The organism is Haladaptatus sp. DJG-WS-42, from assembly GCF_037198285.1.
GTDB lineage: Archaea > Halobacteriota > Halobacteria > Halobacteriales > Halococcaceae > QDMS2.
The window spans coordinates 1,823,146-1,847,487 of record NZ_CP147243.1 but is presented as its reverse complement, the minus strand read 5'-3'; the positions used below and the strand labels follow the sequence as shown (position 1 = coordinate 1,847,487).

The 24,342-nt window shown below is 62.1% G+C and carries 18 protein-coding genes; 10 read left to right on the top strand and 8 right to left on the bottom strand.

Annotated elements, in window-relative coordinates; translation table 11 throughout:
* Positions 1-9 precede the first annotated feature (9 nt).
* Complete coding sequence (locus tag V5N47_RS10120; RefSeq protein ID WP_338727260.1) at positions 10-432, bottom strand: low molecular weight phosphatase family protein; 423 nt, start codon at positions 430-432, stop codon at positions 10-12.
* A 332-nt stretch (positions 433-764) separates the two neighbouring features.
* On the opposite strand from V5N47_RS10120, the gene mutS reads away from it, so the two are divergent.
* The gene (gene mutS, locus V5N47_RS10115) at positions 765-3,389 is read left to right on the top strand and encodes a DNA mismatch repair protein MutS (RefSeq protein WP_338727259.1); all 2,625 of its coding nucleotides are present in this window, start codon (positions 765-767) and stop codon (positions 3,387-3,389) included.
* Positions 3,390-3,436: 47 nt separating this feature from the next.
* On the opposite strand, the gene V5N47_RS10110 is transcribed toward mutS, so the two are convergent.
* Positions 3,437-5,191, bottom strand: a complete 1,755-nt coding sequence (locus V5N47_RS10110) for a GMC family oxidoreductase N-terminal domain-containing protein (protein WP_338727257.1) — start codon at positions 5,189-5,191, stop codon at positions 3,437-3,439.
* Positions 5,191-6,315 (bottom strand): hypothetical protein, encoded by a 1,125-nt coding sequence (locus V5N47_RS10105; RefSeq protein WP_338727256.1) that lies wholly within the window; start codon positions 6,313-6,315, stop codon positions 5,191-5,193. Before V5N47_RS10105 ends, V5N47_RS10110 begins: the two co-directional genes overlap by 1 nt.
* Before the next feature lie 338 nt (positions 6,316-6,653).
* Here V5N47_RS10105 and V5N47_RS10100 point away from each other — a divergent pair, with 338 nt between their 5' ends.
* Positions 6,654-7,430, top strand: coding sequence for an IclR family transcriptional regulator C-terminal domain-containing protein (locus tag V5N47_RS10100; RefSeq protein WP_338727254.1), 777 nt, complete (start codon positions 6,654-6,656; stop codon positions 7,428-7,430).
* Between the two features lie 159 nt (positions 7,431-7,589).
* A complete protein-coding gene (locus V5N47_RS10095; protein WP_338727253.1) occupies positions 7,590-9,086 on the top strand; it encodes a class I adenylate-forming enzyme family protein in 1,497 nt (498 codons plus the stop codon).
* Between the two features lie 18 nt (positions 9,087-9,104).
* Here V5N47_RS10095 and V5N47_RS10090 read toward each other — a convergent pair whose 3' ends face one another.
* Together V5N47_RS10090 and glpK are read right to left on the bottom strand one after the other, a co-directional pair.
* On the bottom strand, positions 9,105-10,217 hold the full coding sequence (locus V5N47_RS10090) for a hypothetical protein (RefSeq protein ID WP_338727252.1): 1,113 nt from the start codon (positions 10,215-10,217) through the stop codon (positions 9,105-9,107).
* A complete protein-coding gene (gene glpK / locus V5N47_RS10085; RefSeq protein ID WP_338727251.1) occupies positions 10,218-11,759 on the bottom strand; it encodes a glycerol kinase GlpK in 1,542 nt (513 codons plus the stop codon). It abuts the gene before it with no gap.
* Between the two features lie 206 nt (positions 11,760-11,965).
* Between glpK and glpA the strand changes: the two genes are divergently transcribed.
* From glpA to V5N47_RS10070, 3 genes are read left to right on the top strand one after another with little or no spacing between them, the layout of a single operon-like run.
* The gene (glpA, locus tag V5N47_RS10080; RefSeq protein ID WP_338727250.1) at positions 11,966-13,627 is read left to right on the top strand and encodes an anaerobic glycerol-3-phosphate dehydrogenase subunit GlpA; all 1,662 of its coding nucleotides are present in this window, start codon (positions 11,966-11,968) and stop codon (positions 13,625-13,627) included.
* Positions 13,624-14,865, top strand: a complete 1,242-nt coding sequence (gene glpB / locus V5N47_RS10075; protein WP_338727249.1) for a glycerol-3-phosphate dehydrogenase subunit GlpB — start codon at positions 13,624-13,626, stop codon at positions 14,863-14,865. Before glpA ends, glpB begins: the two co-directional genes overlap by 4 nt.
* Entirely contained in the window at positions 14,862-16,130 is a 1,269-nt protein-coding gene (locus V5N47_RS10070) for an anaerobic glycerol-3-phosphate dehydrogenase subunit C (RefSeq protein WP_338727248.1), read from the top strand. Before glpB ends, V5N47_RS10070 begins: the two co-directional genes overlap by 4 nt.
* Before the next feature lie 13 nt (positions 16,131-16,143).
* On the opposite strand, the gene V5N47_RS10065 is transcribed toward V5N47_RS10070, so the two are convergent.
* A complete protein-coding gene (locus V5N47_RS10065) occupies positions 16,144-17,451 on the bottom strand; it encodes a sodium-dependent transporter (RefSeq protein ID WP_338727247.1) in 1,308 nt (435 codons plus the stop codon).
* 561 nt (positions 17,452-18,012) lie between these two features.
* Here V5N47_RS10065 and V5N47_RS10060 point away from each other — a divergent pair.
* On the top strand, positions 18,013-18,312 hold the full coding sequence (locus V5N47_RS10060; RefSeq protein WP_338727246.1) for a PKD domain-containing protein: 300 nt from the start codon (positions 18,013-18,015) through the stop codon (positions 18,310-18,312).
* Between the two features lie 147 nt (positions 18,313-18,459).
* Here the strand turns inward: V5N47_RS10060 and V5N47_RS10055 are convergent, their stop codons facing one another.
* Both V5N47_RS10055 and V5N47_RS10050 read right to left on the bottom strand, forming a co-directional pair.
* On the bottom strand, positions 18,460-19,065 hold the full coding sequence (locus V5N47_RS10055; RefSeq protein ID WP_338727245.1) for a TetR family transcriptional regulator C-terminal domain-containing protein: 606 nt from the start codon (positions 19,063-19,065) through the stop codon (positions 18,460-18,462).
* Positions 19,066-19,113: 48 nt separating this feature from the next.
* On the bottom strand, positions 19,114-19,335 hold the full coding sequence (locus V5N47_RS10050) for a hypothetical protein (protein ID WP_338727244.1): 222 nt from the start codon (positions 19,333-19,335) through the stop codon (positions 19,114-19,116).
* 159 nt (positions 19,336-19,494) lie between these two features.
* Here V5N47_RS10050 and mutL point away from each other — a divergent pair, with 159 nt between their 5' ends.
* The 3 genes from mutL to V5N47_RS10035 all read left to right on the top strand — a co-directional run bounded on the left by mutL (position 19,495) and on the right by V5N47_RS10035 (position 24,302).
* Entirely contained in the window at positions 19,495-21,510 is a 2,016-nt protein-coding gene (gene mutL, locus V5N47_RS10045; RefSeq protein ID WP_338727243.1) for a DNA mismatch repair endonuclease MutL, read from the top strand.
* 42 nt (positions 21,511-21,552) lie between these two features.
* The gene (locus tag V5N47_RS10040; RefSeq protein ID WP_338727242.1) at positions 21,553-22,935 is read left to right on the top strand and encodes an NAD(P)/FAD-dependent oxidoreductase; all 1,383 of its coding nucleotides are present in this window, start codon (positions 21,553-21,555) and stop codon (positions 22,933-22,935) included.
* A 155-nt stretch (positions 22,936-23,090) separates the two neighbouring features.
* Positions 23,091-24,302, top strand: coding sequence for a carboxypeptidase-like regulatory domain-containing protein (locus V5N47_RS10035; RefSeq protein WP_338727241.1), 1,212 nt, complete (start codon positions 23,091-23,093; stop codon positions 24,300-24,302).
* Positions 24,303-24,342: the final 40 nt, after the last annotated feature.

Below are 24,342 nucleotides of genomic sequence, written 5' to 3'. Positions count from 1 at the left end.
TACGCCTACTCACGCGAGTTCGTCGAACAGTTCGACAACCAGCCGTTCGATATCGTCTCGAATCTCGCGGACTTCTTCTGGTGATTTTCCGTGCGGGTCGTCCAGCGCCCAGTCACGACTCTCGCCACCCCAGCCGAACGGACACACGTCGTCGGCAGAACAGCCCATCGTGATGACGTAATCAAATGTGGAGAGATTGTCGGGCGTGACCTCTCGCGGCTCGCGGTCTGCGATGTCGAGACCGATTTCGGCCATGACCTGCGCCACGGCCTCGTGGACGTGGGCGGCGGGGTTCGTCCCCCCGGTGAGCAGGTCGAGGTGGTCTGCGTTTCGGCGGTCGCGTTCGCGTTCTGCGAAGGCAAACGCCATTTGGCTGCGGCCTGCGTTCTGGACGCAGACGAAGGCGATTTTGGTTGTGTCAGTGGAACTCATTGGTGTGTTTGTGGTATCGAAAGGAGAGAAAGATGGCGTACGCAGCCCGCGATGCGGTTGGATGGATGATTTGGACGGCCGGTTTTGCGGTATCGAACGGTATGGCTGCAAACCGGCGGTTGACAGTAACTACCACCTGGATTGACTGGTCCGTGTGGGCTGTGTTGCTGATGTCTGTCTGTGTCGTACGCCATCCGCACAGTGTGTCATCGGGGTCAAATAACTCGCTATGAAAGCTACAGAGAGCTATTGTGTCCTGGTTACCACTCCCCGAAACGGGGCGTCCGGGCGAACCCACAGCGTTTTACCCTGCTTCGCAGAGAGTGCAAGGTATGACTGAGGCGACGGGCATCGTTGGCGAATTTTTCTCGCTCAAGGAGTCCACGGATGCCGATATTCTGGCGATGCAGTGCGGCGATTTCTACGAATTTTTCGCAGACGACGCGGAACTCGTCGGTGACGAACTCGATTTGAAAGTCTCACAGAAATCGAGCCACGGGTCGTCGTATCCGATGGCGGGCGTCCCGCTCAAAGAACTCACTCCGTACCTCAAGGCGCTCGTCGAACGCGGCTATCGCGTGGCCGTCGCAGACCAGTACGACACCGCAGACGGCGGCCTCGCCCGCGAAATCGTCCGCGTCGTCACGCCGGGGACGCTCCTCGAAACCACCTCCGCAGACGCCCAGTACCTCGCAGCTGTCGTCCACGGCGACGACTCGTTCGGCCTCGCCTTCGCCGACGTGACCACCGGCCAGTTCCACGCGACGGAAGTCGAAGACGAAGCCGCCGCCCTCACCGAACTCTACCGGTTTTCGCCCGCAGAAATCCTTCCTGGCCCGACGATTCGCGGAAACGAATCCTTCCTCGATTCGCTGCGCTCTCGAACCGATGCCTCGCTCTCGTTGCACGCCGCAGACGCCTTCGCGCCGGGTCGTGCCCGCCACACTGTGTCAGAACAGTTCGGCGATGAGGCGCTCGCAAGCGTCGGCCTCGCTGACGCAGACGCCGCGATTCAGGCCGCCGGAGCCGTCCTCTCGTACGTCGAAGAATCTGGCGTGGGCGTCCTCCAGTCGATGACGCGCCTCCATCCGTATCACGCGGACGACCATGTCGAACTCGACGCGACGACCCAGCGAAACCTCGAACTCGCCGAAACGATGGGGCTCGGCGGGCAGTCGCTGTTTGAAACGGTAGACCACACCGTCACGAGCCCCGGCAGCCGCCTGCTCAAGGCGTGGCTCCAGCGCCCGCGGCGCTCGACGCAGATTCTCGAAACCCGCCAACAGTGCATCGCCGCGCTCGCGGACGCCGCCCTCGCGCGCGAAGAACTCAGAGAGGTGCTCGGTGACGCATACGACGTCGAACGACTGGCGAGTCGCGCCACCTCAGGAAGCGCCGGAGCGAGTCAGTTGCTCCAGATTCGAGATACGGTCGCGCTGCTCCCGGACGTTGCCGACGCGATTGCGGCCGACCCGATTCTCAACGACGCGCCCCTTTCGGACATCGTCGGAGAGCCAGACCGGGAGGCCGCCGCTCGACTCCACGACCGTCTCGAAGACGCCCTTGCAGACGACCCGCCCGCGACGGTGACCCAAGGCGGCCTGTTTCGCTACGGCTACGACGAGGAGTTAGACGCACTCATCACGCGCCACGACGAGGCACTCGACTGGATTGAGGAACTTGCAAGCCGCGAGAAATCGAAGTACGATATCTCCCACCTCCAAGTAGACCGCAACCGGACGGACGGTTACTATATTCAGGTCGGCAAATCGCAGGTCGAGAACGTCCCCGAGGAGTATCGCGAGATAAAGACGCTCAAGAACTCGAAACGGTACACGATTCCCGAACTCGAGGAGACGGAGCGAGACATCCTCCAGGTCGAAGAACAGCGTGGCGAGTTGGAGTACGAGTTGTTTCAGGAGCTTCGCGCCGAAGTCGCCGCCGAAGCGCCGCTGTTGCAGGACGTTGGTCGCGCGCTTGCGAAACTCGACGTGCTCGGCAGTTTCGCCGCCCACGCCGCGAAGTTCCGGTGGGTGCGCCCGGAGTTGGCCGAGAGTGGTGCGGTCGAAATCGAGGCAGGCCGCCACCCTGTGGTCGAACAGACCACTGAGTTCGTCCCGAACGACGCGAGCCTCGATGACGACCGTGCGTTCCTCATCGTGACCGGCCCGAACATGAGCGGGAAATCCACCTACATGCGACAGGTCGCACTCATCGTCCTGCTTGCGCAGATTGGGAGTTTCGTGCCCGCGAAGGCGGCGCGAATCGGCCTCGTTGACGGCATCTTCACGCGCGTCGGCGCGCTCGACGAGTTGGCCCAAGGGCGTTCGACGTTCATGGTCGAGATGCAGGAGTTGGCGAACATCCTCCACTCGGCGTCCGAAGACTCACTCGTCATTCTGGACGAGGTGGGACGAGGCACGGCGACCTACGACGGCATCTCGATTGCGTGGGCCGCAACGGAGTATCTCGTAAACGAGATTCGGGCCAAAACGCTGTTCGCCACCCACTACCACGAACTCACGAGTCTCGCCGGTCGCTTGCCGACGGTACACAACGTCCACATGGGCGCAGACGAGCGCGATGGCGACGTGACCTTCCTCCGGACGATTCGAGACGGCCCGGCAGACCGCTCGTATGGGGTGCACGTCGCAGAGCTGGCTGGCGTGCCGCGCCCTGTCGTGACCCGCGCCGACGACGTGCTCGACCGCCTGCGAACGGACAAGGCCATCGACGTGCGCGGCGGGTCGGGCGGGACGAAACAGGTCGTGTTCGATTTGGGGTCTGGGCAGTTGCGCGGCGAGCCGGAGTCCGAGCCAGCAGAACCAGCACAAGCGCCGCGTGACCCCGAAACGGACGCGGTGCTCGATGAGTTGCAGGAAACGAACGTCAACGAGATTTCACCGATTGAGTTGATGGGGCTCGTCGAACGGTGGCAGTCGCGGTTGGGCGAATAGGCCGGGAAGTGGGATGTGAGGGTACAGAAAGAGAGTACGGGTGGGAGTTAGAAGTAGAGCGAGGCGATTTTGTCGGCCGTCCGCAGTGCGAGTGCCTGTCCCGTGTTCGTCGGGTTCGGCCCGCCAAGGCCGTTTGCGAGCGCGGAGTGGTCTGCGACGAACAGACGGTCTACGTTCTTTGCCTCGGCGTTCGCGTCAAGCACCTTCCCCATGCGCATCGACGACTGCATGTGGAGGAGCAACGGCGGCCAATCACACCGGTGGACGTGTTCGGCCCCGGCTTCCTTGTGGATGCGCGCGGCGATGCGACAGAGTTCGTCGCGTTTGGCGTCGTCGTCCGGGTGGGGCGACCACTTAATCTTCGGCACGGCACCGTGTTCGTCGGAGAAGGTGTTGTCGAGTGAGACGCCATTGTCCTGCCGTGGGAGGTCGTCAGTGAGGATGAGGAGCGCCTTCGTCTGCCGGTAATCCGACATCCGGCGTTTCAGTTCTTCGCCGACGACGTAGCCGCGAGTGTCCCACGGCTCGTCCGGGTCAACCGGCGTGTCGAAGCTGTAGCCGGCTTGGCTGAACAGGTAATCGGCGTAAGAAACGAGACCGGGCGACATCCCGATGTCTTCCATCCCGCCAACCCCCGGCTTGTCGAAGCGAACAGCGGAGTTCTGGCCAATGTACGGGTCCATGTGCTCGCCCTCTGGGTTGATTTCGGCAACCGTCTCGTCGTCGTAGACGCCGACAACCCAGTCGAACCAGTGGGTGGTGAGGCCCTTGCCGACCCAGCCGTCGTCGGGGAGGCCGGAGTTGAGCCAGAGGCGCGGTGACTCGATACAGCCGCCTGCGAGGACAACGGTGTCGGCCCCCACGGTCTGGGTCTGGCCGGACCAGCTATCGCGGAAGGTGACGCCGCTTGCTTCGATACTGCCCGGCCCGCCCGTCGTCTCGATATTGGTGACGTAGGCGTTTGGCCGGATGGCGACGTTCCCCATCGTTGGGTCGTTGTTCGTGTCGAGCGCAGGCGGGACGTAGCTCACGTTGCTCGACTTGCGTGCCTTGTCGCGGACGGGCGCGTCAACCGGCGTTGAGGAGCCTTGGAAGTGGTCACCGACGAGCGTGTCGCCGCGGAAGCCGTCGTCGTAGCTGAACGACCCTTCGTAGTCGGCGTCGAGCGGTTGGCCGTTCGAAGTTTCGCGGCCCGGCACTTCGACGGCGTTGGCCTGCGGCCGCCACCCCGTCTCGGTGACGTTCTTGCTCTCGATGAGCGGGTAGCCCGCGTTGGTCGCGCCTTCGATGAACACCTCTTCTTTGCCCGTCATGGGTGCCTGCTGCGTGCTCGTCATCTCCTCGTTTAGCTGGTAGTAAGGGACGAGTTCTTCGTAAGAGATGGGCCAGTGGTCTTGGGTGTCGATGGCGTAGGGGTACGCCCGCGGATGGTTTGCGAAGTAGTGGAGTGACGTGCCGCCAACGGCACTAATCTGCCAGATGAAGGCGTTCTGGTGGAGGTTGCGGAACCACGGGGCCCGAGAGTGGTCTGCGGGGCCGACTCTGAGATAGCCCCACGTCGGGTCGTTCGCATCGGCTTCGCGGTGGGTGAACTGCTCGTCTAAGAGTTTCCCGTCTAAATCGGCTGGGTCGGTGCTCACGGTGCCGCCCGCGTCGGCGTGCGGTTTTGGCCAGTTTTTGTTGCCGTGCCACGCGCCTGCTTCGAGGATGAGCACGTCTAAGCCGTGGTCGGTTGCGAGTTTCCACGCCGCTGCCGGGCCGTCGGCACCTGCGCCGACGACGATAACGTCTGGGTCGTTCATTAGTTGTCACCTCCGAGACCGTCGATGACGTCATCGCCAGCGAGGTCGTCGGGTAAGTTCAGATTCTTCGCTTTCGGGTCTTTGAACCCACCGGGCACCGCGTGTCGCCAGTTTGCGGCGTAGCCGGGTGCGGGGCCGGGGTAGTCGGTCTGTTGTCTGCTCTGTACCTCACCTTCGGACACCTCCATAACGCGGTCGTTCGGCGTGGCCGTTTTCGTACTGCCGTAGCCCGACCACTCGGTGTAGTAGCCAAAGCCGTGGAGGCCGTTTACCGCCATCACGACGAACTTCAGGATGCCAACGTCCGGAATCATCGGCGAGAGGAGATCGTCGAGCGCGTCGAGGACGCCGCCGTCGACAATTGTCCAGAGACAGCGCAGCCGATCCTGTGGCGCGAGTCGAGTGAACGTCCCACCGCCGGGGAACTTCTCGTTTGCCGCGGGCGGTTCGTGGTTCTGTCCCGTTGCGAGGAACTCCGCCGCGACGAGGTCGAACGCGAGGGTGAACACCGGCGCGTACGGGTAGTTCTGGAGCACTTGGTGGTACACTTCTCCGTCTGCTTCGACGGTGAGTTCGAACTCGGCAACGCCCTCGCGCTCCGTGTCGAGGTCGGCAAACGAAACGTCGAAGCTCTCGACTGCGCCGAAGGTGAGGTAGTCTTCGAGCGCGTCGGCGTCGAGGCCGAGATCGAGCAAGTCGAGCAACGAGAGGTCAGCGAGGTCGAGGACGGCGTCTAAGTCCGAGCTGAGGAGGCCGCCAGTATCGAGACTGAACTCGAACATCGCCCGGGGCATCCCGACGCCGGAACCGTCGAGTTTCTCGGTGACCATCTCAGAGCGGATCTCTTGGAAGTGGTTGAAGTCCCAGATGAGGAACTTTTCTAACTCAGCGTCCAGCCCACCAGGGACGTGTTCTGGCCCGAGTTCGGCTTCGAGCTGTGGGGTTCGGGGGATGATTGCGTCCACGATTGCCCGATACGTGTCTGCGGTGTGGGGGTCACTGGGGAGTGGGTCGGTCAGTGCGGCCTGTGCATCTGCGATGGTTGCGTTCGACATCGAAAGCGCGGCAATGCCGCCGATGCCTTTCATGACGGTTCTGCGCGTCACGGAGCTGTTTCTATCCATGGTTGTCACTGTAGAGGGTGATACCAACAACCGGCTGCCAACTGCTGGCGTATCCCGTATCAGCCAATACATGGGTGGTTAAATAAACCTTGGTATTGATTGATAAATTATAAATTCGAGCTAGTAAGTGCAGATTGTCCAGATCTCAATCCAGCCAAAAACTGTTCTAACACCAATCTACGACAAATTATCCATCTGCATGAGGTGGAAATATTTCACAGAAATAAATGCATAATTTCTGGTAGAATGGCGTTTTTGAGGGAGTCCGCGGGTGAGTTGAACCGAGGTTGTCCCACATTATCGAACAAAACTAAGTGCGAACGCTGCGATGGAGTGGCATGGACGACCCGGCAGTACCCATCAACTCGGTGAAGCGCTCGTACGCAATCGTCAACGAGATTCGCGACCGAGAGATTGCTGGTGTCACCGAGTTGGCCGCGGCGCTCTCGCTCCCGAAAAGCACCGTCCACAACCATCTTCAGACGCTCGAAACGCTTGGCTATCTCGTCAAACGGGAGGGCAGATACCGACTCACCACCCAGTTTTTACACCTCGGCCGGGAGTCTCGCAACAGCAACGAACTGTTCTTACACGGACGTCAGGCCGCGAAATCGCTCGCAGACCAGACGAACACCTACAGCCAACTCGTCATCGAGGAGAACGGTCGTGGGGCTATCTTGCTCGCAACCCGGTGGGACTACGAGAATCTCCCGCCCTCGGCCAGACACGTCTATCCGACCCACGAACACCTCCACACAAACGCGCCCGGGAAGGCGATTCTCGCGCAGTTCACAGAAAACCGAGTTCACGAAATTGTCACCCGCCACGGACTGCCAACACGCACAGACCGGACGGTTACGACCGAAGACGCCCTTACAGCGGAATTAGCAACCATTCGTGAGAGCGGCTACGCGGTCGATACCGGCGAGATGCTCCACGGCATCGTCGGCGTCGCAGCCCCCATCGCCACCGAGGACCGGGTGTACGGCGCAATCGCCGCCTACGGGCCGGGCAACGAGCTGCGGTCGTCACTCGATGGTGACCTTGCGACCATCGTCTGTGAGAAGGCAGACAGCATCCGAGAGGACATCGTCTTCGCCACGCTTTCCGACTGAAACACCCGCATGTCCCACATTATCGAACAGCTTTCGGCGGCGAGTGTCGGAGACGCGACGGATGCACCCGAACGCCACTGCGCCGACCTCGTTGTATCTCAATGTTGATAACAAACAATCGTGGGAAACACAGATGGGTCACGAGACGAATCGTCGCGCATGAACTTCGCAAACGTCGTTGACCGCGCCGCGGGGAACGCCCCGGTCAAACCGGCGGTGAGCGATACGGAGACCCTCCACACCTACGCGACGCTGGCAGACCGGACGAATGCGGCCGCGAACGCCTACGAAGCGCTCGGCGTCGCTCCCGGCGACCGCGTTGCCATCTGTCTGCGAAACAGCCTCGAACTGCTGACCGCGTACCTCGGCGCGATGAAGTGCGGCGCGATTCCCGTTCCCATCAACACCCAGTTCGGCCCCTCGAAGATTTGCCACATATTCGACGTGAGCGATGTTTCAGTGGTCGTCACCGACGAAGCGTTTGCAGATGTGGCCACGGACGTTGCCACACCGATTTCGGTTGGTGGGAGTGTTGGACACGCGTTTCACGACTTGCTTGCCGACGCGGATACCGAGTACGCAGTTCATCCCAGACGCAGCGACGAACTCGCAGAAGTGTTCTACACTTCGGGAACGACCGGCCAGCCAAAAGGCGTCCACCACACACACGGAAACCTGCTTTCGAACGCCCACGGCATCATCAACGCTCTCGGCTTGACGCGCCAGACTGTTGGCCTCACCGTCTGCCAGTGCTTCCACGTGACCGGCCTCAACGTCACGACGACGCCCCTGCTCCTCTCACAGGCCACGAACCACCTCTTGTCTGCATTCGACCCCGAACGGGTACTCGCCACCATCGAGAATTCGCGGGTGACCTACACCTTCCTGACGCCGAGTATGCTCATCGACCTCATCGACGACTCGCGCCTTTCTCACTACGACATCTCGTCGCTCGAACTCGTCGGCGTTGGCGGCGCACCGCTGCCGAAAGGCCGATTCACCGAGGCCGAGACGGCACTCGACTGCGCCGTGCTCGAAGGCTACGGCATGACCGAAACGACGCCGCTCGCCGCGTTCAACCGGCCAGACCCCCACGAACGAAAGCCGGGGAGCGTCGGCCCGCCAACCCGTGAAGTCGTCTCCCTGCGCATCGAGGATTTAGAGACGGGCGAGCGTGTTGGGCAGGGCGAGCGTGGTGAGTTGTTGTGGGCTGGCGACACCGTGACACCGGGCTACGAACGCCCACAAAATGACCGGAAAGCCTTCGTCGAACGCGACGGCACGCGCTGGCTGCGCTCGGGAGACATCGGCTGGCTGGACGACGACGGCCACCTGTTCATCGTTGACCGCCGCGAGGATATGTTCACGACGGGGTGTGCGAACATCTATCCACGGGAAATAGAAGACGTGCTCTACGACATCGAGGGCGTGGCCGCTGCCGCTATCATCGACGCGAGAGATGACCTTCGAGGAGCCGTCGTAACGGCCATTATCACTCGGTCTGGCGACCTTTCTCGTGAACGGATTCGGGAGGCCTGCGCGGCCGCACTGGACGAACACGAGGTTCCCCAGCGAATCGAGTTCGTAGACGAGATTCCACAGACCACGACGGGAAAAGTGAACCGCGTCGCTTTGCGCGAATCCTACGGAGGGTAGTCGAAAGGCGGCCCCGAATTAGAGCCAACCAGGAATCGGAACCCACCCGGCCCGCGGGAGGACGCCGACAATGGCGAGCACCGCGATGAAAAACGAGTTCACGACGATAGCCGCCGCGGGCGGGTCGAAGTGCGTGTCGCTGTGGGCGTAGAAGATGCGCTGGATGACCTCACCCGTGAGCGCCCCGCTCACGCCGAACAGCGCGCCCACCGCGAGCGCGGGTAGGATGGGGACGGACGCAGCGGCTTCGGGAACGATGACGAGCGCGGCCGTACTCGCCGGGAGCGCGATGTGGTGGGTGACCGGAATCTGTTCGATGCCAAGGGCGAGGAAGACGAGCGACGCCGCACTGATACCGAAGGCGAGGAAGAAACTCCCCGTTTTCACGGCGGTGTAGGCGGCGAGGAGGCCAACGACGAGGCCAATCATCGCCACGTTCGCCCATTCGTACTGGTGGGGCAGCCACGGCTCGACTTTGAACCGCCGCGTCGCGCCGCCGTCTGCAACCGGTTTACCGCCGTCAGCGACGACTTTCCCGCCCTCTGCGGTCTGGCGCATCTCTTCGCGCTCGAACGGTGACATGTCGAGGAGGCTTCTACCACGGGCGTTCCCGATGACCGGGAAGCCGAGGACGAGTCGGTGGAAAATCGCCGAGAGGACGACGCCCATAGCGATGGGGTCCCACGGGAGACCGAAGCCTGCTGAAAGCTGGCGAATGAACATCCCGAGGATGCCGAACGCGCCGCCGACGGCGAGCACGTCGGGTTTCGTGCCGAGCGCGTGGGCGATGTTTTTCGCCTCGAAGTAGTCGAACCCGGTGTCCATGTAGCCCCTGCGCGCGGCGTAGGCGGCCGCTGCGGCACCACCAGCGAAGGAGATGTGCGGGCCGAACACGGGGCCAAAGGCAATCGAGCCGGTGATGCCGACGGTGATGGCGTCGGCGGAGGCGACGCCCGCCGCACCGAGTTCGCTTTTCAGGATGTTCGCGCCCTCGCCGACGATGACCATGAAGCCGGTGAAGATGAACGCCGGGAGCGCCCCGAGCGCCGCGCCGAACGCGCCGCCCGCGAAGGCGGCGATGACGAGGACGAGCCACGCTTCGAGCGAGTTCCCGAGCAGTTCGACCGCCATCTAGTCGCCCCCATCGCGCGCCCAGTCGAGCGAGCGTTCGACCGCGTCGTGCCAGCGGTCGTACTGTTTGTCTGCGTCCGCCGGAGCCATCTCCGGGGTGAACTCGCGGTCTACGTGCCAGTTGTCCCTGAGTTCGTCTACCGTCTCCCAGTAACCAACCGCGAGTCCGGCGGCGTAGGCCGCCCCGAGTGCAGTCGTCTCGTCAACTTCTGGGCGGACGATGTCCGTCTGGATGATGTCCGACTGGAGTTGACAGAGGAAGTTGTTCTTCACCGCCCCGCCATCGACCCGGAGGTAGTTCATCTCGATGCCGGAATCGCTCTCCATCGCTTCTGCCACGTCGCGGGTCTGGTAGGCAATGGATTCGAGCGTCGCGCGCACGAGGTGTTCGCGCTTCGTCCCGCGGGTGATGCCGACGATGGTTCCCCGAGCGCGGCCGTCCCAGTGGGGCGCGCCGAGGCCGGTGAACGCGGGGACGACGTAGACATCGTCTGTGGAATCGACCGACCGCGCGAGTTCTGCGGTCTGTGCGGGGTCTGCGATGAGGTCGACGTCTTCGAGCCACTCGATTGCCGCGCCGGTGATGAAGATGGAGCCTTCGAGGGCGTACTGGACGGGTTCGCCCGCGCGCTGGAAGCCAATCGTCGTGAGCAGTCCGTGGTCGCTTGTGACCGCCTCTTCGCCGGTGTTCATCAGGAAGAACGACCCCGTGCCGTAGGTGTTCTTCGCGTCGCCTTCGTCGAAACACGTCTGGCCGAACAGCGCGGCTTGCTGGTCGCCAAGCGCCCCAGCCACGGGGATTCTCGCGCCGAGGAAGCCGTCGGCATCGGTGTAGCCGTAGTACTCGTCGTCGCTCGAGGGGCGCACGTCGGGCAGGAGACTGCGCGGGATGTCGAACTCGGCGAGGAGTTCTGCGTCCCACGTCAAATCCCGGATGTTGTAGAGCATCGTCCGGGAGGCGTTGGTCACGTCGGTGACGTGCTGGCCCGTGAGTTTGTAGATGAGCCACGTGTCCATCGTGCCCATGCGGAGTTCGCCCGCCTCGGCGCGGTCGCGCACGTCTTCGGGGCGGGTGCGCTGAATCTTGATGGGGTCTGCGTTGTCGAGCAGCCATTCGGCTTTCGTCGCAGAGAAGTAGGCGTCTGCTTCGAGGCCGGTTTTCTCACGAATCCACTCGACCTTGTCGTCGGCTTCGAGCCGTTCGACGCGGTCGGTCGTCCGGCGGTCTTGCCAGACCAACGCGTTGTGTATCGGCGTGCCCGTCTCTGCGTCCCAGATGACGGTCGTTTCGCGCTGGTTCGTGATGCCGAGGGCGGCGAGTTGGGTGGGTTCGATGTCGGCCTCGCGGAGCGCCCGTGAGACGACGAGTTTGGTGTTCTCCCAGATTTCGACCGGGTCGTGTTCGACCCAACCGGGTTGTGGGTAGTGCTGTTCGTGGGTCTCGTAGGCGTTCGAGACGACCTGTCCGGCGTGGTCGAAGACCATGAATCGCGTGCCGGTCGTTCCTTGGTCGATTGCACCGACGTAGGTGTGTGCTGTCATTGGTAGAGGGGAAACGACGAGCGGTGGGGAACTCGCCGGTTGTGGCCGAACAATCGTGACTGATTGGCCAGCCTATTGCCATACGCTGGTCACGAGCCAGCGATAAATCTTCGGGGCGAACCCCACCGATGTGACAGGTTCGAGCAAACATCCAACCAGAACGGCGAAAAACCTGAAGTCATCGCACTCGACAGGTGTACCATTGGATGGCCTCACAAACTGCGGTTCTCGTTATCGGCGGTGGCTCTACGGGCTGTGGCATCGCGCGCGACCTCGCCATGCGCGGGGTCGATGTCACCCTCGTCGAACAGGGCAACCTGACCCACGGCACGACCGGCCGGATGCACGGCCTGCTCCACAGCGGCGGGCGCTACGCCGTCTCAGACCAGAAATCCGCCCGCGAATGCATCGAGGAAAACCGCATCCTCCGCGACATCGCCGCCCACTGCGTCGAGGAGACGGGCGGGCTGTTCGTCAAACGACCCGAGGACACAGAAGAATATTTCCAAAAGAAACTCGACGGCTGTCGCGCCTGCGACATCCCTGCTGAAGTGCTCACCGCACAGGAGGCCCGCGAGGTCGAACCGTATCTCGCACCCGACATAGCGAAGGCGATTTGGGTTCCTGATGGCGCGGTTGACCCCTTCCGGCTGTGTGTCGCAAACGCCGCGAGCGCGGAGCAACACGGCGGGCGCGTCCTCACCCATGCGCCAGTCACCGACCTGTTGGTCGAAGCCGGTGAAGTCGTCGGCGCGAAAATCCGCCACGAACCCGGCCCGCGAAACGACTCGGCCGGGGAAATTGAGACCATCTACGCAGACCACGTCGTGAACGCCACGGGCGCGTGGGCCGGACGACTCGGCGACATGGCTGGCGTGGACATCGAAGTCCGCCCCTCGAAAGGCGTCATGACCATCATGAACGTCCGGCAGGTGGACACCGTTGTCAACCGCTGTCGGCCAAAAGGCGACGCGGACATCGTCGTGCCCCACGAGACGACGTGCATTCTCGGAACCACGGACGAGGAAGTGCGCGACCCCGAAAAGTACCCAGAAGAGCAGTGGGAGGTCGATTTGGTCATCGACGAACTCACGAAACTCGTCCCGATTCTCGGCGAGGCGCGAACCATTCGCTCGTTTTGGGGCGTGCGCCCACTGTACGAACCACCAGAAGTCGGCAGTGCCGACCCCACGGACATCACGCGTGACTTCTTCCTCTTAGACCACGCAGAGCGCGACGGCCTACCCGGCATGACGAGCATCGTCGGCGGGAAGTTCACGACCTACCGGATGATGGCCGAGTCCATCTCTGACCACGTCTGTGGGAAACTCGGCGTCCGCGCCTCCTGTGAGACAGCCCAAGTACCGCTTCCCGGAAGCGAGGACTTCTCCGTCCTCCACGACTACATGGACGAGTTCGGCCTTCGCTCACCGGTTGGCCGGCGCTCCGTACAACGTCTTGGCTCTCGGGCCGACGACGTGCTCAAAACCGACGCGCCGAATCCCGTGCTCTGTGAGTGCGAAGGCGTCACCCGTGCCGAAGTGCAGGATGCGCTCACCCACTCGGGAACCGACCTGAACGCCGTCCGCATCCGCACGCGGGCGTCGATGGGCAACTGCCAGGGTGGCTTTTGCTGTCAGCGACTTGCCAGCGAACTTCACCCAGACCACGACGAGGAGACGGCCCGCACCTCACTCGACGAACTCTATCAGGAACGCTGGAAAGGCGAGCGCCACGCGCTGTGGGGCGAACAACTCTCACAGGCCGCGCTGAATCACGCACTCCACGCGGCGACGCTGAACCGCGACGGCGACCCGGCGAAAGCGGGAACCCCAGACTGGAACGCCTTCGACGGGGGCGAACTGTGATAGAAAGCGACGTGCTCGTCATCGGCGGCGGTCTTGCCGGGGCGACCGCCGCCCTTTCTGCCGCCCGTGAAGGCGCTGATGTGCGCCTCGTCTCGCACAAAGAGTCCACGCTCCGCAATGCATCCGGACTCATCGACGTACTCGGCTACCACGACGGTGACCTGCTCGCTGACCCCTTCTCGACACTCGATAACTTGCCAGAGGGCCACCCCTACGAGCGCGTCGGCGCAGAAGCAGTCGAAGACGGACTCGCACTGTTCGACGAGGTGCTGGGCGACCTGTACGCGGGAAGCCACACCGAGAAAAACGCGCTCGTTCCGACCACCGGTGGAGCGGTAAAACCGACCGCGAGATATCCGAAGACGGTCGCGCCGGGACTCGCGAGCGACACCAACGAGATGCTCCTCGTCGGATTCGAGACGTTGACGGATTTCGACGCCCCGCTCGCTGCGGAGCATTTGGAGAATGCGGGCGTTCCATTCGAGGTTCGGGGCGTCACCGCGCGCTTCCCGATGCTCCGAGCAGACGCGAAGATTACGCGCTACGCAAAGGTCCTCGACACGAACGAGAAGGGCATCCGCAGTCAACTCGTCGAAGCAATCAAACCACATCTCGGTGATGCAGAGCGCGTCGGCTTCCCAGCGGTTCTCGGCCACGACCACCCCGAGAAGGTACGGGAGGCACTCGGCCGCGAACTCGGCGCTGAGGTGTTCGAGGTTCCGAGTGGACCGCCATCGCTCCCCGGAATGCGTCTCGAAAACACCCTGTTTGCGGCCCTTCGCGAGGCAGGTGTCACCATCGAGACTGGCAACCCAGTCGTCGATTTCGAGGACAGCAACGGACGCATCGACCACGTGAAAGTGAAGCGGACCCACCAGCACGTTCCGTACTTCGCAAACGAATTCGTGCTGGCGACCGGCGGCCTCGTCGGCAAAGGAATTACCTCCTCGCGCGAGGGTGTGCGGGAACCGGTTTTCGACCTCCACATTCCGCACCCTGAGAACCGTTACGACTGGTTCGAGGACGACGCGTTCGGCGACCACCCATTCGCCCGATTTGGCGTGGCCGTCGATACGGACCTCAGACCGCGTGACTCGGCAGGTGCGGTCGAATTCGAGAATCTCCGGGCGGCCGGGGGCGTCCTCGGTGGCGCAGACTTCGCAGCAGAAAAGTCGGGCAGCGGCATCTCGCTCGCAACCGGGCAATTCGCCGGGAAGCGAGCAGCACAGCAATCATGAGTGACTCTGAAAAATTCCCCATCGACGTGTTTCCCGAGGCAGAGGACATGGACCTCCGGCCCGGGGCGGACAGTTGCTACAAATGCTCGACCTGTGACACCTCGTGTCCGGTTGCCGAAGTTGACGACGACTTCCCCGGCCCGAAGTTCCAAGGCCCAGAGCAGTGGCGGCTGAAACGAAAGGAGGACGTGAGCGTTGACGAATCGGTGATGAAGTGTTCGAACTGCATGCGCTGTGACGGGGCGTGCCCCGCCGAAGTGCCCCTCTCGCAGATGCACAACACCGCCCGCGGCGAGTACGTCCGCGAGGAGATGTCGATGCTAAGCCGCGAGTACTGGCGCAATCGTATCCTCGCAAACTACGGGACGCTCGCCCGCGTCGGCTCGAAGGTGCCGCGACTCACCAACGCCATCATGGGCAACTCCGTGGTCCAACGGGTAAACGAGAAGTTCCTCGGCATCACCGCAGAACGCGAGTTCCCCGACTTTGCGACCGAGACCTTCGTGGAATGGTTCGAGGCACGAGGCGGCGCAAAGGTTCAGTCAGACGAAAAGCGCGTCGCCTACTTCCACGGCGATTACGCGAACTACAATACCCCAGAGGTGGCGAAGGCGCTCGTTCGCGTGTTCGAACACTACGGCTACGAAGTCGCCGTCCCCGACCAGCGGTGTTCTGGGACGCCGATGTTCGCAAACGGGATGCTGGACGACGCGCGCCGGGCGGCGAAGTTCAACGTCGAAATCTTCCACGACCTCGTGTCTGAGGGGTACGACATCGTCTGTTCGTGCACGTCGTGTTCGATGGCGCTGCGCCAAGAATATCCCGAACTGTTCAGCTTCGACGGAACCGCCGAAGTCGCTGCCCACACCTACGAGGCGCTCGAATATCTCCGCATCTACGAGGACGTCGAAGGCGACCTGAAGGGGGCGAACCCGGACGTCCCTGACCTCGCCTACCACGCGCCGTGTCACGCCCGCAATCAGGGCTTAGACGGGCAGGCAGTGAACCTCTTTGCCGACTTAGACGGCGTCTCCGTGACCGACGTTGGCGATTCGTGTTCGGGCATTTCGGGCACCTACGGCTGGAAGGAGGAGAACTACGACACGTCGATGAAAATCGGCGAAGAAATGTTCGAACACATGGACGACGCGCCGGGCGAAACCGGCCTCACCGAGTGTCCGACCTGTGCGATGCAGATGGGCCACGGTTCGGGCTACGAGATTCGCCATCCGCTCGAAGTCGTGGAATCGGCGCTCGTGGAGTGAGCGAAACCCGGTCTCAGAGGCCAGAGAAGAACTCTGCAAAGCTCAACACGAGCGTCATGATGACGGCGGCGAGCAGACTGATTCTGACGTGCCAGAGCCAGAGCATCGGGAAGCGCTTTTTTGTGCCACGACCGAGTTCGGCGATGGCATCGCGGCCGTACACCCACCCGACGTAGAGGGTGGCGAGGACCACGCCGAGTGGGAGGAGTACGGAGCTTGCGATGCTATCGTAGGTGCCGAGCGTGCCCGTGTTGAGCGCCGTTGGAATGCCAATGAGGAAGCTCGCGAGACCGAGACCCGCAGAGAGCATCCGCCGGTCTACGTCGTAGTTGTCCACGAAGTAGGAGACGACGACTTCGAGGAGGCTGATGGCCGAAGAGATGGCAGCGATGAGCACGACGGCGTAGAACAACGCGCCGAGCACGCCGCCTGCAGGCAGTGATTCGAAGGCGGTGGCGACGCTGATGAAGATTGCACCGGGGCCGGGGTCGCCGGGGTCAATCCCTTGGGCGAACAGGAGCGGGAACACGACGAGCCCGGCGAGGACGCCGATGAACGTGTTCACCGTGACGATTGCAAGGCCGTCGGTGACGAGACTTTCATCTCCGTCGATGTACGAGGAGTAGGTAATCATCGCACCCATCCCGAGCGAGAGGGTGAACAGCACTTCGCCAACCGCGGCGGGGACGATAGTTTGCCAGTTCGCGGCGAGGTGGCCGAAGTCAGGCTGGAGGAAGAACACGTACCCTGCGCCAGCCCCGGGGAGCGTGGCCGCCCAGATGGCAAGCCCAACCATCATCAACACGACCGAGGGAACCATAACGCGGTTCCCGACTTCGATACCGCGTTCGACGCCGAGCGCGACGATGCCGATGACGATGGCGAGGAATAGTCCGGCGAAGGCGAGCGCGTCGTAGCCCGCGGCCACCGCCGTGAAGTAGCCGGATGGGTCTGCGAAGTACGCCCCGGTCAGGCTGCCAACCAGATAGCGAATCACCCAGCCGCCGACGACCGAGTAGTAGGAGAGAATCCAAAATCCGGTGAACAAGGCGAGCGCGCCCGCGAGTTTCCACGCCTTGTGCCCGTCGAAGCCGTAGGCGTCGACCACGTTTTTGCGCGCCCGGCGGCCGATTGTGAACTCGACCAGAATTGCAGGAAGTCCTATTGCGAGGATGGCGATGATGTCCACAAGGAGGAAGGCCGCGCCGCCGTTTGCGGCCGCTTCGTAGGGGAATCGCCAGATGTTCCCAAGCCCGACCGCGCTACCGACGGCCGCGAGAATGAATCCGAGTCGTGACTTCCACTGCTCTCTTTCTGCCATTTCTGCTTGCTATTCGGCAAATATTGCTTATAATGATTTTGGCCATGGGATGGACAATCATGTTGAATGTCACGATGCACCATGGAAACCAGTCTACAACGTCGATACGACGAGCCCAGAGAATCGCTATGGCCCACGATTTTGACCGTTCGACTGCAGAGAACTACCAACTTTCAAAGTGTTAGCAGAGCCACAAGACTGTTACCCAATTATTCTGAACTCACATTCGAGAAACCCTCCAATGTCGAACCACAGCCGCCGCGATGTGCTCAAAGCCGCAGGAATCGCAACTGGAATCGGTCTTTCTGGATATGGACTTTCGACCGTTGAAAATGGAACCGTCACAGCCGCGGAAACCGGCACATCCGGAACATGGTCGATGGCTCGAAACAACGCACAGGCAACGGGATTCAACGACGGTGCAGTCAGCCCGGTGACGGAGTTAGAAACCGTCTGGACGTGGAACGGAAACGAGGAGGGGCTCGAAGCGCCACCGATTGATGACGACGACACGGTGTATGTCGTCGAAGTCGTAGATGACACGGTGGAAAAGACCTCTAGGTGCTCGAAGGCCCCGCGGCGGAGAACATGCATGCGATCCACATCGACAGTACACCCGACCTCGATTCGACGGACTTCGACGAGGGTGATTCGGTGACGCTCGACGCCTCCGAGTCGGTTGACCCGAACGGTGAAATTGTGAAGTTCGAGTGGGACACGACGGGCGATGGAAACTACAACAGAAGCGGCCCGGAAATTGAGATGGACCTGTCGTACTGTGGCTACCAAGACGTGACCCTCCGCACCACCGACAACGACGGTGACTCCTTTACGAAAACGATTCGCATCTCAACGAAGTGACCCGACGTTCCTGAAGCACCACCCTTTTTCGGCGGCTACACGGGATGGAGGGCAAAACAGCAGCCTTCGTGACTGAACAGTCAGTCAATGGTGGGCCGGAGTACGCACAACGTGTGCGGAACGCAGACGGCTGAGAGAACAGACCGGTTAGTCGAGTAGCAGCTGGCTGTCGATATACTCGTTCAGCGCGGTCATCGTGGCGTCTAAGGCGTCCTCGTCGCCGGTGACGCGCTGGGTCATCGTGCCAATGAACATCGTCTGGAGGAGGGCGGCCGTCTCGTTCGCATCCACGTCCTGAAACACACCTTGTTCGATACCGGAGCGGATGGTGTGGGCGATGTGCTTTCTGAAAAACTGGTCGCTTCGGGTGAAATGTTCGCGGTAGGCGTCGTCGTGGGCGGCCTGTGCGCGCAGTTCGACCATCGCCCGCGAGAACGCGCCGTGGCCATCTTCGTCTGTTGGAGCGAACATGCGTTCGACAATCGCCCGGAGGTGGTCGCTCGCGCCGTCGCTCTGGTGGACGGGAAGCTGTTCATCGAGGCTGTCGAGCATGAACGAGAGAAAGTCGAGCAACAGCTCGTCTTTGCTGTCGTAGTGGTGATAGAGCAGCGACTTGCTTTTCGAGAACTCGTTGCCGATGCGCTGAATGGTGAGGTCGGCGTAGCCGTGGGTACAGAGTGCGCGATACGTGGCGAGCATGATCGCTTCCCGGGTGTCCGCCGGGTCGATGGCGAACGGTGGCGTGTGGGTCATGGTTACTGAAGTCGATGGTGGGTAGTGATTCTTTCTTCGTGGAGTCGGTCAGTCGGCATCGCCGTGGGCAAACGCGCCCGAGCGTCGCCAGAGCGAGAGACAGGTCTGGCACCACTCACGGTGGGCAGGTGGGTAGACTGACAGCGGTTTTTCCGAAAAGTCGCCGGACATCGCACAGCGTGCCACGCCATCGACCGAGAGATGGAGTCGGCCACCGCTCTTTCCGACCAAGACGGTCAGTGTTTCATCCACCGAAGGAGTTTGACCCATAGCAGGAGAGTAGGCGTACCACCTAATAAACCTGATTGAACATTCAGTCAGTATTGGTGACGCAACACCGGATTGATAGGGTGGTGCCCCGTCGGTGTGGGCAATGACCGACTGTTGCAACACGCTCTCTCGAACAGTCACCACACGTGCGGAGGGACGATGAGCGACCGGCCCGAAATCCACCAACTCGATGCGACCACAATCGAGCGAATCGCGGCGGGAGAGGTCGTCGAACGCCCGGCATCCGTGGTGAAGGAACTGGTCGAGAACAGCATCGACGCGGACGCCACGCGCATCACCGTGGCAGTCGAGCGCGGCGGCAAAGACGGCATCAAAATCACCGACGATGGCGTCGGAATGAGCCGCGACGATGTAGCGCTGGCCGTCCAAAAACACACCACGAGCAAGATTCGTGACATCGAGGACTTAGAAGCCGGGATTGGCACGCTCGGCTTTCGCGGCGAAGCCCTCCACGTCATCGGCGCGGTTTCGCGGCTGACCATCCGCACGAAACCGCGCGGCGGCGACACCGGCACGGAACTTCACTACGAGGGTGGGAGCGTTTCACACGTCAAACCCGCCGGGTGTCCAGCCGGGACAACCATCGAAGTCGATGCCCTGTTTTTCAACACACCCGCTCGGAAGAAGTACCTCAAGCAAGACGGGACGGAGTTCGCCCACGTCAACACCGTCGTCACCCAGTACGCCCTCGCAAACCCCGACATTGCGGTGACGCTCATCCACAACGACCGCGAGGTGTTTTCGACCACCGGGCAGGGGTCGCTCGAAGCCACGATTCTCTCGGTGTACGGCCGCGAGGTGGCGAAATCCATGATGGCGGTCGAGCAGGTGCCACCCGGCCCCCTTGCTGACCTCTCTGGTGTCGTAAGCCACCCCGAGACCACCCGAAGCAGTTCGGAGTACGTCTCGACCTACGTCAACGGCCGCTACGTCACCTCGAAACCCGTCCGCGACGCGGTGGTCGAAGCCTACGGTTCGCAGATTGCCCCCGACCGGTACCCGTTCGCGGTGCTGTTTCTCGACGTGCCCGCAGAAACCGTGGACGTGAACGTCCATCCGCGCAAGATGGAGGTTCGCTTCGGTGACGACGCGGCGGTTCACGACCAAGTGAAACACGCCGTCGAAGGTGCACTCATGCGCGAAGGACTGGTCAGAACGTCGGCCCCACGCGGTCAGTCTGCGCCCGAACAGACCGAAATCGTGCCCGAGAGGAGTGGTGAGGAATCAGCCGACGAGACTTCGACCGACGCAACCACCGACCCGAACACGTCGATTTCGCATCCCGCAACCCGGAGACGCACGCGAAATCGAACAGGCTCACGCCCCGAGCGACGACGGCGGTCAAGACCTGCAGCGGCGTCACGGCCACCGACTGCGCAGCCGTCTGAAACAGACGAAAACGCGAACCAGCCACCGACCACGCCGGAGCCAGAACCGTCGAAACCGCACGCAAACGAACCGGAGCCAAGCCGTAAGTTCCGCGCCCAGCCAGAACAGCAAACGCTGACCGGCGAACCCACGAACGAGGAAACCGAGTACGACCGGTTGCCGTCGTTGCGAGTGCTCGGCCAGCTTTCTGACACCTACATCGTCGCGGAAACGTCGGACGGGATGGTGCTCGTAGACCAGCACGCCGCGGACGAACGCGTGAACTACGAACGATTGAAAACCCAGTTTTTGGGCGACGTACCCGCCCAAGAACTCGCCACGCCTGTCTCGCTCGAACTCACCGCGCGTGAAGCCGAATTGTTCGCAGCGTACCGAGATGCGCTTTCCGACCTTGGATTTGACGCCACGCTCAAAGCAGAGCGAGTGGTCGAGTTGACCGCGGTTCCAGCGGTGGTAGCGGGGGCCGCAGACCCGTCACTACTTCGGGACATCCTCTCTGAGTTCGTCTCCTCAGAGCGCCCCGCAGAGACGGTCGATGCCGTCCGCGACCACCTGCTCGGTGACTTGGCGTGCTATCCATCGGTTACGGGCAATACCTCGCTCACAGAGGGGTCGGTGGTCGACCTGCTCGCTGCGCTCGACGCCTGTGAGAATCCGTACGCCTGTCCCCACGGGCGGCCCGTCATCATCGAGTTTTCGCGCGAGGAAATCGAATCGCGCTTCGAGCGCGACTACCCGGGCCACGCGGGTCGGCGCACCGAATGACCGGGCCAAACGACTAACCACGTCGCTTGCCACAGGTAGGATATGACGCACGTCGCAATCATCGGCGCGTACGGGAGCGCCGGGGTCGCCGTTGCCCAGTCGCTCGCAGACGAGGACGTGGAACTCACGCTCATCGACGACGGCGAACCCGGCGGCGGCCTCTGCATTCTGCGCGGCTGTATGCCCTCGAAAGAAGTGCTATCTGCGGCGGCCCACCGCTTTCAAGCCCGCCACGACGACCGGCTTTCTGGCGTGCCCGAGGTAAACCTCGACCGGGTGGTCGAAACCAAAGACGAGCACATCTCGAACTTCGCCAAACACCGCCGGGCGGCCGTCAGTCGGCTTGCTGAGCGCGACACCGTCGAGTTCATCCACGACACCGCGACCCTCGTCGCAGACCGCGTCCTCGAAGTCGGCGACAGAACCATCGAACCCGACTATCTGGTCATCGCGACCGGTTCAACCGTCAACGTGCCCGACATCGACGGCATCGACGAAGTGGACTTCTGGACGAGCGACGACGTGCTCGATGCAACCTCGCTCCCCGACTCGGGCATCGTGATGGGCTTTGGCGTCATCGGCCTCGAACTCGCACCGTACCTGAGCGAGTGTGGCGTCTCCGTCACCGTCATCGAACACGACGCCCGCCCGCTCGACGCTGCGCCGAAAGAATACGGCGACTGGATTCTCGACCTGTATCGCGACCAGTTCGACATCGAAATTCTGACCCACACCCGCGAACAGGCGGTCGAACAGACGGATTCGGGCGTTCGGCTGACCGTCGAGCGCGACGGCGAGGAGGAAGTCATCGAAGCCGACGACCTGTTCGTGTTCACGGGGCGCCGTCCGAACGTGGACGGCCTCGGTCTCGAAAACACGCGTCTCACGGCCGAACGCGGCTGGGTGCGCGACACGATGCAGGCGGCCGCAGACGAGCGAACCTACGTCGTGGGCGATGTGAACGGCAAAGAGCCGCTGTTGCACGTCGCCAAAGAGCAGGGCTTCAAAGCCGCAGCCAACATTCTCGCGGACATCGCGGGCGAGTCGGTCGAACCCTACGAGAACTACCGCCATCTCGTTATCTTCTCGGGACTCGGCGTCTATCCGTACGCTCGGGTGGGCCACACCGAAGCATCGGCACGTGAGGCAGGTTTCGATCCGGTTTCGGTCACCCGCGAGGCGTCGAGCGACGGCGTGTTCAAGACGAAAAATCACCCGGAAGGAACCGCGACGCTCGTCTGCGCCCGTGATGGAACCGTCCTCGGATATCAGGGACTGCACTATCACGCGGATGTGATGGCGAAGACGATGCAGGTTGCCGTGGCGAACGAGATGGACGTACGGTCGCTCCCAGACCGGGCGTACCACCCGACGACGCCGGAAATCCTCGATGGGCTGTTCCGAGACGCAAAAGACGAGTTATAGTTGCGTCAGACACCTCTTTGCCCACAAACAGATGGCGAAAAAGCTACGTTTTCTACGGCGCTGTATAGGTCGAAATTCAGCCGACAGCACCCGTACAGTCTGAGGATGCGACAGTATAACAGAGATTTATATTCTTCGGACATGAAGGTAACCCTATGAGAATTCGTGCGTATATTATCGCCCTCGCCATGCTTTTTTCCGTTGTCGCAGGGCCAGTCGCCGCACAAGAAACCGTGACGCTCACCGTGAGTGTCGTCGATGCCTCGGGCAACCCAGTCGGTGACGCGGAGCTAACCGCGTCGTGGGACGGCGGAGAGACCACACGAACGACCGCCGGAAACGGCAAAGCGTTCCTCGACGTTCCCGAAGACGAAACCGTCACCATCACCGTGTCCCACCCTGATTATATTCGAAACCGGCCGTTCGTCATCGAAGATGTGAGCGCCCAGGAGGTCACCATCGACGTGGCCAAAAAGGGGTCTGCTGACATCAGCGTCGTCGACGAAAACGGCCCCATAGAAGGGGCACGCATCATCATGTCCCAAAACGGCCGTGAGGTCGTGCGTGCAAACACCGACAGCGACGGTATGGTCGAGACGGACACCATCGAACGCGGTGAGTACCGCATCAGTGTGTTCAAAGCGGGTTACTACACGGCAGCAGAACCGCTTTCGGTGACCGGTGACATCAACCGCGAGTACGAACTGGAACGCGGGTCAGTGACCATCCAGTTCGTCGTAGCAGACGACCATTTCGACCCCGCACGACCCGTCGAGGATGCGCGAGTGACGGTCGGTGGTTCGACGGTCACGACGCTCGGAAACGGCGAAGCGACGCTCCAGATTCCGGTGAACACCGCCATCAGCGCAACCGTTACCAAAGACGGCTACACCGAGCGCACGGTCGATGTGACCATCCCAGAGCGCTCGCGGACGTTCGACGTGAACATCAGACGCGAACCGTCGCTCCACGTCGAAGCCGCACAGAGCCGCGTTGTCGTCGGTGAAAACGTACGCCTTGAAGTCACTGACGAGTACGGCGACCTCGTCTCAGGGGCAACGATAACGCTCGATGGCGAGAACGTCGGGGAGACGAACGACCAAGGTGTCCTCGTGACGGCCATTGAAGGTGCTGGCGACCACGAACTCGTGGCAACGACCGACGGCCTCGAATCGGAGCCGATAACCGTCGAAGGCATCGAAGCCAGCGAGCAGACGACCACCACCGCGCAGACCACGACGACAGAACAAGCGGAGACCACAACCGACGAGCAGACGACGACGAACGTCGGCCTGCCGGGATTCACGGTGCTTACGGCCGTCCTCTCGCTGCTCGTGGTGTCGTTCCTGTTGTGGCGACGCGCCTGAACTGTCTCAGAAGCTAGCTTTAGGGCGTTTCAGCCCCTCT

What these genes read in the sequence shown, in the direction of transcription:
- glpA (WP_338727250.1), top strand. Translation starts at nt 11,966, where the DNA reads ATGGCCTCACAAACTGCGGTTCTCGTTATCGGCGGTGGCTCTACGGGC.
- V5N47_RS10055 (WP_338727245.1), bottom strand. Translation starts at nt 19,065, where the DNA reads ATGACCCACACGCCACCGTTCGCCATCGACCCGGCGGACACCCGGGAA.
- V5N47_RS10100 (WP_338727254.1), top strand. Translation starts at nt 6,654, where the DNA reads ATGGACGACCCGGCAGTACCCATCAACTCGGTGAAGCGCTCGTACGCA.
- V5N47_RS10095 (WP_338727253.1), top strand. Translation starts at nt 7,590, where the DNA reads ATGAACTTCGCAAACGTCGTTGACCGCGCCGCGGGGAACGCCCCGGTC.
- V5N47_RS10070 (WP_338727248.1), top strand. Translation starts at nt 14,862, where the DNA reads ATGAGTGACTCTGAAAAATTCCCCATCGACGTGTTTCCCGAGGCAGAG.
- glpK (WP_338727251.1), bottom strand. Translation starts at nt 11,759, where the DNA reads ATGACAGCACACACCTACGTCGGTGCAATCGACCAAGGAACGACCGGC.
- V5N47_RS10120 (WP_338727260.1), bottom strand. Translation starts at nt 432, where the DNA reads ATGAGTTCCACTGACACAACCAAAATCGCCTTCGTCTGCGTCCAGAAC.
- V5N47_RS10040 (WP_338727242.1), top strand. Translation starts at nt 21,553, where the DNA reads ATGACGCACGTCGCAATCATCGGCGCGTACGGGAGCGCCGGGGTCGCC.
- V5N47_RS10090 (WP_338727252.1), bottom strand. Translation starts at nt 10,217, where the DNA reads ATGGCGGTCGAACTGCTCGGGAACTCGCTCGAAGCGTGGCTCGTCCTC.
- V5N47_RS10065 (WP_338727247.1), bottom strand. Translation starts at nt 17,451, where the DNA reads ATGGCAGAAAGAGAGCAGTGGAAGTCACGACTCGGATTCATTCTCGCG.
- mutS (WP_338727259.1), top strand. Translation starts at nt 765, where the DNA reads ATGACTGAGGCGACGGGCATCGTTGGCGAATTTTTCTCGCTCAAGGAG.
- V5N47_RS10035 (WP_338727241.1), top strand. Translation starts at nt 23,091, where the DNA reads ATGAGAATTCGTGCGTATATTATCGCCCTCGCCATGCTTTTTTCCGTT.
- V5N47_RS10105 (WP_338727256.1), bottom strand. Translation starts at nt 6,315, where the DNA reads ATGGATAGAAACAGCTCCGTGACGCGCAGAACCGTCATGAAAGGCATC.
- V5N47_RS10110 (WP_338727257.1), bottom strand. Translation starts at nt 5,191, where the DNA reads ATGAACGACCCAGACGTTATCGTCGTCGGCGCAGGTGCCGACGGCCCG.
- V5N47_RS10050 (WP_338727244.1), bottom strand. Translation starts at nt 19,335, where the DNA reads ATGGGTCAAACTCCTTCGGTGGATGAAACACTGACCGTCTTGGTCGGA.
- mutL (WP_338727243.1), top strand. Translation starts at nt 19,495, where the DNA reads ATGAGCGACCGGCCCGAAATCCACCAACTCGATGCGACCACAATCGAG.